Raw genomic sequence first — 8,624 nt, 5'->3', positions numbered from 1 at the left:
CCAGCGTCTGGCGGATCATGCTCGCCGACGAAAGACGTATCCACCAGACCACCCACACCCAGACCCGGGCAGCTTGACAAACACAGAGGCACCCCGAGGATTCCTCCCGGCGACTCAGCCTGCGTTGACGGTCAGCACGATTCTGCCCTGCGCGGCGGCCTGCTCAACGAGTGGTGTGCCTGCGCGACCTCCTCCAGCCCCATCCGTTCGCGATGACCGGTCTGATCTTGCCCTGCGCCAACAGGTCGAAGAGCACAGTCAGATCCCTGCGGAACCAATCCGGACGCTTCTTGCGCAGCGCGCCGATCCGGTAGAAGATCGTCGAGCGGCCGTTCGGGAGGAGGTTCCACAACAGGACCCGCATGAACTCGCTGGGACGCTGCCGCCCCTGTCCATGACGCTGTCATGGAAGCCATGGGCCGCCGGTGATCCGCCCGGCTCGAATGATGCAGGCGACCGCTTGAAGCCGTCTCCGCCGATGGTGTCGAAAACAGCGTCTACACCCTGTTCGGTCAACGCCCGGACGCGCGCGACGAAATCCTCACTCCGATGGTCGATAGAGGTTGCTCCGAGGTCGGCGACCAGCTCGTGCTTGGGCTCCGAGGCCCTCCCGTACGTCTCCAGGCCCGCCAGATCTCCCAGTTGAAGCAACGCCGTGCCGACTGCCCCGCCCTCACCGGAGACTGCCTCCGATGCGACCCGCACCACCGCCTCCCTCGAGCAGTTCCGCTGGGGCTCGCCATCGACCCGGGCCGCTACCGACAACCCAATCCCAGAACGAGGCCGCACTCGACGAAGAAGTGCCAGGCAAGCAATCGATACAAGGCGCCACGCATCTTTCCGGTACACGTGTCGGGCGCCCGATCCGGAGCGTCCCGCACCTGTGGTCGATGCCTACAGGGCAGACTGCCGATCCGTCTGCCGCCATCACTCCGATGAGACGGCGTTCGAATTCGGCCGCGACAGGCCCACATCCCACAGACCTGCGCGTCGGGAGAGGTTGTCACCACCGCGCGACGACCCGTGGCAGGCCTTCGGCTGCCGTGGGGTCGCCCCTGCCTCAGTCCTCCTCTTCGCGTCGAACGAGTCGTCTCGGAACCACCACGAAGGCGGTGAACAATGCAACGAAGGCTCCGGCGGCGGCAACTACTTCCATACTCATGTCCCTTTCTTGGCTCTGATCGCTCGAACGGTCATTGATCTCTCCCGAATGCGTGGCCGGGCAGACCTCGTCACGATGGGCCCACGATGTCATCCATCACGTAGCCCATCTGGGTGAATTCGGTGGCGTCGATGCCGGCGATCTCGTCGGCTTCCGAGACTCTGAGACCCATCCCCGCCTTGATGAGACCGAAGACGATGGCAGAGGCCACAGCCGTCCAGGCGACAACCGTCACAACGCTGATGAGCTGGGCGATGATCTGGCCTTTGTTGCCGACGATGAGCCCGGACACCCCGCCATAGACACCGTTCGCAAAGATGCCGACGGCAATGAGCCCCCACAGACCCGCTCCTCCGTGGCAGGCGACCGCCCACACGGGATCGTCGAGATGCAGCCGCCGCTCCAGGAAACCGGCGACACCGATCACGAGTGCGCCGGCGATCCCGCCGATGACGACTGCCGCCCATGGATCGACGTAGGCACACGGGGCGGTGATCGCCACGAGCCCGCCGATGGCGCCGCTGGCGGTCACCGGGATGTCGGCTTTCCCCGTCCGAATCAGACGGATGTAGTAGGCCACGATCGCTCCGGCTATCCCCGCCAGGAACGTGTTCACTGCGATGACCGAGATGCGGAGGTCGGTGGCCGCGAGGGTGCTGCCGGAGTTGAAACCGAACCAGCCGAAGAACAGGATCATCGCTCCGATGATGATGTAGCCCATGTTGTGTCCCGGGATCGACCGTGGTCGCCCATCGGAATCGAACTTGCCGCGTCTCGGACCCACCATCAGCGCTCCGACCAGTGCGGCGATGCCTCCGACGGCGTGGACGACACCCGATCCGGCGAAGTCCTTCGCACCTGCGCCGAACGGCAGCGTGGCGAGCCATCCGCCGCCCCACACCCAATGGCCGTAGATCGGGTAGATCAATGCGGAGATGAGGAAGCTGTAGGCCATGTACGCATCGAGCCTCGTGCGCTCTGCCATCGCACCCGACACGATGGTGGCCGCGGTTGCCGCGAACACCATCTGGAAGAACCAGAAAGCCGCCGTTCCGACATCGTTCGCCTGGCCGCTCAGGAAGAAGCCCGAGTACCCGACGAACGCGTTGCCCTCATCGAGCCCGGACGCCAACGCGGAGCCCCCGAACATGAGGGCAAAACCGAACGCCCAGAATGCCAGACCGCACATGCAGAAGTCGATGAAGTTCTTCATGAACACAGAGCCGGCGTTGCGCATCCGTGTCGACCCTGCCTCCAACAGCGCGAAACCCGCCTGCATGAAGAACACGAGAAAGGCGGCGATCAGCGTCCATGCATAGTTGACCGCTACCACCGCCACCGCCGCGACCCCCGGAGCGCCTTGCAGGTCGATGATCGAGCCCCCGGTCGGATCGGCCGCACGGGCAACCTCGGCCGGAACAAGCCCGATTAACAATAGGACCAGCGCGACCCACAAACGTCTCTGGCGCAGCCATGATTTGACCAGGGGCTTCATGTGTTCATCTCCTCCTTCTCGCACAGATCGGCGATGCGCCGGTGCAGAACCATCTAAGACGGCCCTTGTTCCGTACCGATTGCGGCGCCGTTACCGGCTTGCGACCAGCTTGTTACGAATCGGTTACGGGCCCTCCACACGGATGCGAGGGTCGGGACCGACCTCGTCCACCTTGGCCTCCCACGTCCCGCATCGCGAGATCTGACTCAAGGGCGTCGTGAGCGGCGGCGGGGGGATTGGCGAGGTCCGACGCTCTTCAAAACGGTTGACGGCCCGGATCCAATCCGCCATACTGCCCGCCAGATGTTCCAGCCGACCACCACCATCATTATCGACTAGCGCATACGGCTGATCGTGTGCGCCCAACCCTTCGCCCGGCGGAGGGTTTTCTGTTGCCCGGGAGTTCGCCATGAAGACCGAGATCTACGACACCACTCTGCGAGACGGCTCTCAGCAGGAAGGCATCTCGCTGACCGTCGGCGACAAACTGCGGATCGCCTCCTTGCTCGACGAGTTGGGAGTCGATTACGTGGAGGGTGGGTGGCCGGGCGCCAATCCCAAAGACGACGAGTTCTTTCGCCGGGCACGGAACGAGCTGGATTTCGAAACGGCGACGCTGGTTGCCTTTGGGTCGACCCGACGACCACGGGGCACCGTGGCCGACGATCCTCAGTTACAGGCGCTGCTCGCCGCCGAAACCGAGACCATCTGCATTGTCGGCAAGTCGTGGGACTACCACGTGCGCGAAGTGCTCCGAGCCGATCTCGACGAGGGTGTGCGCATGGTTGCCGAGTCGATCGAGTACCTGCGCGATCATGACCGGCGGGTGTTCTTCGATGCCGAGCACTTCTTCGATGGCTTCCAGGCCAACCCGGAGTTTGCGCTCCGGGTGCTGCAGGCGGCCACGGCAGCCGGAGCAGAACGATTGGTGCTGTGTGACACCAACGGCGGGACCCTCCCCTCCGCGATCTTGCATACGATCGACCGGATACAGGAGGCCCTCCCCGAGAGCCGGCTGGGCGTCCACTTCCACGATGACGTCGGATGTGCCGTGGCCAGTTCGCTGGTGGCGATCGACGCCGGTGTCCGGCAGGTACAGGGTTGCATCAATGGCTACGGGGAGCGGACCGGCAATGCCAACCTCTCGACGCTCATCCCCGACCTCGTCCTCAAGATGGGCCTTTCGGTACTCCCCGAAGGAAGGCTGGAACTCCTCGGCCCCGTGGCACACCACATTGCCGAAATCGTCAACATCTCCCTCGATCCCCATCATCCCTATGTCGGGACATCCGCATTCACCCACAAAGCCGGGCTCCACACGTCGGCCCTGGCTCGCCGGTCCGACGCGTACGAGCACGAGGACCCGTCCCGGGTCGGGAACCGCACCCGCATGGTCGTTTCGGAGCTGGCCGGCCGGGCGAGCGTCCTGACCGAGGCGACGAATCTTGGTCTCGAGGTCGACGCCGAAACGGCCGCACGCATCCTCGAACAAGTCAAGGACCTCGAACACAAGGGCTACCACTTCGAGGCGGCCGACGGATCCTTTGAACTGCTCATGCGCAGGACGCTCGGGTGGGATCAGGACTTCTTCGAGCTGGAATCCTTCCGGGTGTTCATCGATCGGCGGGCCGACGAGGAAATCGGCGCCGAGGCCACCGTGAAAGTGATGGTCAACGGCCGGCGGGTCGTCACCACCGGGGAAGGGGTGGGCCCGGTGCACGCATTGGATCAGGCGCTCCGGGCTGCGCTGAGAACCGCATATCCGGACCTCGACCGCCTCCGGCTGACCGACTATCGGGTGCGAGTGCTGGATTCCTCGTATGGGACCGAAGCGACGGTGCGGGTGCTGCTCGAAACATCCGACGGAGACGAAACATGGGGAACGATCGGAGTCCACGAGAACGTCATCGAAGCCTCGTGGGATGCGCTTACCGAAGGCCTGATCGTCGGGCTACTGCGGCGCCAAGAGTCCAGCCGTCCCGGGATGTGACCTCCCTCGAGCCGCCGGCTTGTGGTCTCGCCGCAGCCGTTTCCACGGTTCGGCGCTCAACCGGATGTGCATGCCTCACGTTCCCCCGACCGGACAGAACGCGCTCGTGGCCGCCTTGGCAGCCGTCGACCACATCTGCTGGATGTCCCGGTCGGCTTTGGCACCGGCCTTCTCACCTACAAAGTCCGCCAGGTCTTCCGGACTGTCGAAACCGGAGCTACACACCTCGCGAGCGAACTCCATCCACTGGTCGTTCGTCGCGTCGTAGCCGGCCAAGGTGGCGGCTTGGCGAGTCACGGTCAGGAAGGTGTTCTTGACCAGTTGTGGCGCACCGTCGACTCCGAAGGTGGTCGGAGGAGATGTAGTGGTCGAGCAAGCGGCCATCATCACGGCCAGCAGCAAGACAAGGCACTTCCGCTTCATGCCTTCAACATCGGCTCATACGCGTCGACGGTTGAGGACTGAGAGGCCCGGCTCAGACCTCACTCGACGACAGCCATCTCCGAAGGTCCCGTCTCGGGACGTGGTGTACGGGTGATACCGCGTCCGCGATGCCGGCTGCCCAGTAACCGGTTGCTGGTTCCGGTGCCGGGGTCACCCCCTCGAGGCTGTCTGGCTCGATGAGACGAAGGCCGCTTCGGTCGAGGCTCTCGTGGCTGGTGGAGCCAATCGTCATCGGTATTGGAGCGAGCGTCGTCGAGATCATTCGGTGTGTCCTCAGCGCCGATCACGACCTCGTCGTGATCCCCGACGCGGCTGAGGGATACAGGAGCACCACCTTGCGCCTCCTCCGGGAACGCCCTGTGCCTGTGTGGGTCATGACACCGGGGCATTCGATTCCGCGGCGGATCCTTGCGGCTCCCGAACACCGAGTAGCGCGGTGTTCGATCGTGTTCATCTCACGCACCCGACTGATCGCCGCTCTCCTCGCCTGAACTCGACCCCCAGACCGTCGCAATAGCGTCATCTGCAAGACCCTGCCCGGCTTCCTCGTACAGATTTCGCGCTACGCCGACGCCGACGTCGTTCAACTCGATGACCTGATCCGGGTACGTCGCTATCACCCCTATCTGCGCATCTGGCAGATACTCCTTCGCACGCTCAACGCACTCGAGATTCGACGTATGATTGTCGGTCGCTATCAGGATCAACTCGACTTCTTCCCGAAACCGAAGTCGCTCCCAGAGGTCCCGGTCGAGCGCATCACCTCGTATGACATTGCGCCCGCGACTTGTGTGAAATGCCACGGTTCGCTCGCTCCGATCCATCCCGACGACCACAGGGCCCCGCCGAAGAGAGATCTCATCGTACGCTCCCACCCCGACCCGTCCCATGCCAAGCACGAGAACGCGTGCGTATCCGCAATCGAGCACTGCATCCTCGGGCAGGGGTGGCTGTCGTTCAAGAGCCGCGAGACGATCCGAGAGAACTCCGTACATCCGGTCACGAGCTGTATTGCCAACGGATACCATGACGAATGACGCTGCAACAGCGACCGCTATCGCGGACAACCACTCCTGCTCGAGATGCCCAGCGGCAAGGCTCGCACTGGCCACGATCAAGCCGAACTCGCTGTAGGTCGACAAGGTCAATGAGGAGTGGAAGGCCGTGCGCGTTCTCAGCCGGAACCGGGTGAACAGCACGAAGAAGAGCGCACCCTTGAGGGGGATGAGGAGCAGCATCAAGCCTGCAACAACGTACGCTCCGATCGGCGGTGTCCCGGCAAGCCCGATCGAGAGGAAGAATCCGACGAGGAACAGATCCTTGAAATCGAGGAGGCGGTCCGCCATCTCCCCCGCCTGTGGGTGTGAGGAAACTGCAATCCCGGCGAGCAGCGCTCCGAGTTCGGGCTTGAGCCCCACAAGTTCGAAACCGCCCGCTCCAATGCCAACGGCGAGCGCGAATCCGAGGAGGACGAGAAGCTCCCCGTGGCCACTGCGAGCAACCAGCCAGCTGAAGCTTGGACGCAGCGCCACGATGACCAGGATCATCGGCACAGCCCACCACGTCGGAGAGGCACCGGCGGTGACCACGAGAAACGCGACTGCGAAGACATCCTGGACGATCAGAACGCCCACCGCAGCACGGCCCGAAAGGGACCCTGCCTCGTTCATCGTTTCGAGGAGCTTGACGGCAAGGACCGTGCTCGAGAAGGAGAACGCCAGTCCCAGCATCAAAGCCTGACCAAGATCGAGACCGGTGGCAAGGGGCAGGCCGAATACACCGATGGCCAGCACGACGCCCGCCGAGAGCGCTGAGAAGACAATCATGTGAATCGTGGCCGTCCCCCACACTGCCGGACGAGCGAGGAAACCGACCTTCAGCTTGAGACCGATGCCGAACAGGAGTAGATACACACCGATCTGGCTGAGTGTCTCGATCCCTGCGGTGGCTTCGAATCCGAACGCGAAAAGCACAAAGCCGGCGACGAGGTAGCCGACGAGAGGCGGAAGGTGGAGACGGGCAGCGAGCAATCCAACGGCGTAGGCGACAATGATCAGAGCGATGCTCATGACGCACCACGATACCGTGTGATATCGAATCGGCTTGGACGCGATAACCCATCATCCGCCATCGACACCCACCAGCATGTTCTACCTGGGATGCAATCGAAGCCGCAGGTATATTCCGGAGACCGATCGCCCCGGAGGCTCCTACCGGCCAAGGCCGGGAGAACACCAGAAATGACCAACCCCGCTACGCGAGGAAACCGCCGGCAGACGAAGGACCGCCAATGGTTCTCTTCGTAGCGGGGCGGGATTTGAACCTAAAGACTCGAATCTCCGGGACGTGGACTGCCCCGTCTACGGAAACTGCTGTCTTACCACCAAGCAGGACACGACGGGAGCGCAGCAACCGACTCCAAACTTCGACCTTCGGGGTATGAGCCGAGAAAGCCCAATCCGCCGACCTGGGGAATGCCCGACAACCCTTGTCCTGACTGGGTTTTCGCGTCTCAACGTTTCTCGCCATTTCCCGTCTCATCCCACCCTCTCGAGCGATGGACGCGCGATGGAATGCCGGCAATATGAGGGCCCCGAGTGCGTCGTCGAGCGGGCCACAACGCAGGTGAGTGCGCCGGCTACTCGAGCGATTCTCCGATCATCCGTGGCCTCTCTTCGGTCACAGCCAGCCGCAGAATCTCAGAAAGGACTCGGCGACGACGGCGCCGGCAGGGAAGAGCCAACTCGCTCGCCACACCTGCAACCACGGTCGCTCCACAGTTCGTGCAAGCGGTGGGACCGGACCCATATGCTTTCGACGCCCGCGGGTGATGTGAACCGGCGGATCCCGAAGTTGCAGGCGGGGTCGTTCTTCCCGTCGCGGATGTCGATTCCAACAAGGCACCCCCTCGATCCAGCGTCGGACGGGAAGTTCGAATGAGCGGGTCATCTCATTGTGGTCTGCGACGGACCGGTGGCTGGTCGACCTCTGGAACGAATCGATGGTTCCCGACCGCGCCATTGCCGTGTTGTCGGGCTCAAGGGGTGCCGATCTTGCCTCGATACCCTCTCACCAGTCGACGCCCACGTGCCCCACCGGCCGGGAGACCAGGACAGAGATGAGGATAAACACCCGCTCTACCCGGGAGGCCGACACGAAAGCAAACAGGGATCGAGAAAGGTTCCGACTGACTAGTGATTGCACCAGGTGCGATTATTGGCTTGTACCCGGTTGGATGGAAGAGAGTGACGAGATCACTTCAGCGCCAACTTGGCGTCGCCGGGGGCGTTGGATTCTCGCTGGCATTCTCCTCGTCAGTATCGTGACCGCACCCTCACCAAGAGCGGCTGAGGACTACAACGACGACGAGCACTCGCCCCTCGTGCAAGCCCCCATCGCTCATGCCCAGTTCGAGACCTTCCACCCATTTGCCGACGGGAACGGACGGACTGGCGGGCCCTGATCCATGTCATTCTCCGACGGCCAGGGCGATGGTCAGAAGGCGTAGCATGTTATCAACCCTAGTTGATAAC

Annotated in this window: 7 protein-coding genes; 3 read left to right on the top strand and 4 right to left on the bottom strand. The window is 63.2% G+C overall.

Annotation, left to right across the window (positions count from 1 at the left end; translation table 11 throughout):
* Positions 1–258: 258 nt before the first annotated feature.
* Together GWP04_11795 and amt are read right to left on the bottom strand one after the other, a co-directional pair.
* Entirely contained in the window at positions 259–705 is a 447-nt protein-coding gene (locus tag GWP04_11795; GenBank protein ID NIA26236.1) for a zinc-binding dehydrogenase, read from the bottom strand.
* Positions 706–1,232: 527 nt separating this feature from the next.
* Positions 1,233–2,657 carry an ammonium transporter gene (gene amt / locus GWP04_11790; GenBank protein ID NIA26235.1) on the bottom strand — a complete coding sequence of 475 codons (1,425 nt, stop codon included), beginning with the start codon at positions 2,655–2,657 and terminating at the stop codon, positions 1,233–1,235.
* 409 nt (positions 2,658–3,066) lie between these two features.
* Between amt and GWP04_11785 the strand changes: the two genes are divergently transcribed.
* Complete coding sequence (locus GWP04_11785) at positions 3,067–4,647, top strand: citramalate synthase (protein ID NIA26234.1); 1,581 nt, start codon at positions 3,067–3,069, stop codon at positions 4,645–4,647.
* 75 nt (positions 4,648–4,722) lie between these two features.
* Here the strand turns inward: GWP04_11785 and GWP04_11780 are convergent, their stop codons facing one another.
* Positions 4,723–5,070, bottom strand: coding sequence for a hypothetical protein (locus GWP04_11780; protein ID NIA26233.1), 348 nt, complete (start codon positions 5,068–5,070; stop codon positions 4,723–4,725).
* A 197-nt stretch (positions 5,071–5,267) separates the two neighbouring features.
* On the opposite strand from GWP04_11780, the gene GWP04_11775 reads away from it, so the two are divergent.
* Complete coding sequence (locus GWP04_11775) at positions 5,268–5,582, top strand: hypothetical protein (protein NIA26232.1); 315 nt, start codon at positions 5,268–5,270, stop codon at positions 5,580–5,582.
* Here GWP04_11775 and GWP04_11770 read toward each other — a convergent pair.
* The gene (locus tag GWP04_11770; protein ID NIA26231.1) at positions 5,547–7,160 is read right to left on the bottom strand and encodes a potassium transporter Kef; all 1,614 of its coding nucleotides are present in this window, start codon (positions 7,158–7,160) and stop codon (positions 5,547–5,549) included. The genes GWP04_11775 and GWP04_11770 overlap by 36 nt on opposite strands.
* Positions 7,161–8,413: 1,253 nt before the next feature.
* Between GWP04_11770 and GWP04_11765 the strand changes: the two genes are divergently transcribed.
* On the top strand, positions 8,414–8,554 hold the full coding sequence (locus tag GWP04_11765; protein ID NIA26230.1) for a hypothetical protein: 141 nt from the start codon (positions 8,414–8,416) through the stop codon (positions 8,552–8,554).
* The last annotated feature ends 70 nt before the right edge of the window (positions 8,555–8,624 follow it).

The sequence above is a fragment of the Gammaproteobacteria bacterium genome, assembly GCA_011682695.1.
Taxonomy (GTDB): domain Bacteria; phylum Actinomycetota; class Acidimicrobiia; order Spongiisociales; family UBA4744; genus BMS3Bbin01.
This window is presented reverse-complemented; position numbering and strand designations above follow the sequence as displayed.